Source organism: Agrococcus sp. KRD186, assembly GCF_017168255.1.
Lineage (GTDB): Bacteria > Actinomycetota > Actinomycetes > Actinomycetales > Microbacteriaceae > Agrococcus.
In genome coordinates, this window is record NZ_JABFAP010000011.1 from 1 (window position 1) to 452 (window position 452).

Sequence of the window (452 nt, forward strand, 5' to 3'; positions counted from 1 at the left end):
GAACAAGGCCTCGAGCTCGGGCAAGGACTCCAAGAAGGACCAGGAGGAGGCGTCCTCCCAGTCGAAGGCCGTCACCTACGCCGACGCCGCAGCCTCGACCGGCCCGGCCGAGGAGGTCCCCGGCGCCAAGAGCGGCGGCACGATAACCGTCTACCAGGAAGCGGGCCTGACCCACCTGGACCCGGGTCAGATCTACGTCTCCGACGCCGGCCCGGGCGCCAACCTGCTCTTCCGCGGGCTGACGAACTTCGAGGAGGACGGCAAGGGCGGTGTCTCGGTCGTGGGTGACCTCGCGACCGACTCCGGCAAGTCCTCCGACGGCGGCAAGACCTGGACGTTCACGCTGAGGGACGGCGTCAAGGACCAGAACGGCAAGGTGATCAGCTCCGCCGACATCCGCCACACCGTCGAGCGCACCTACGCCGAGTTCATCTTCGACGGCCCGACCTACC

General features: G+C 68.4%; 1 protein-coding gene. It reads left to right on the forward strand.

The window, feature by feature from the left end; genetic code table 11:
* A partial coding sequence (locus J1M46_RS15030) for an ABC transporter substrate-binding protein (protein WP_241249772.1) occupies positions 1-452 on the forward strand: 452 nt, incomplete at both ends.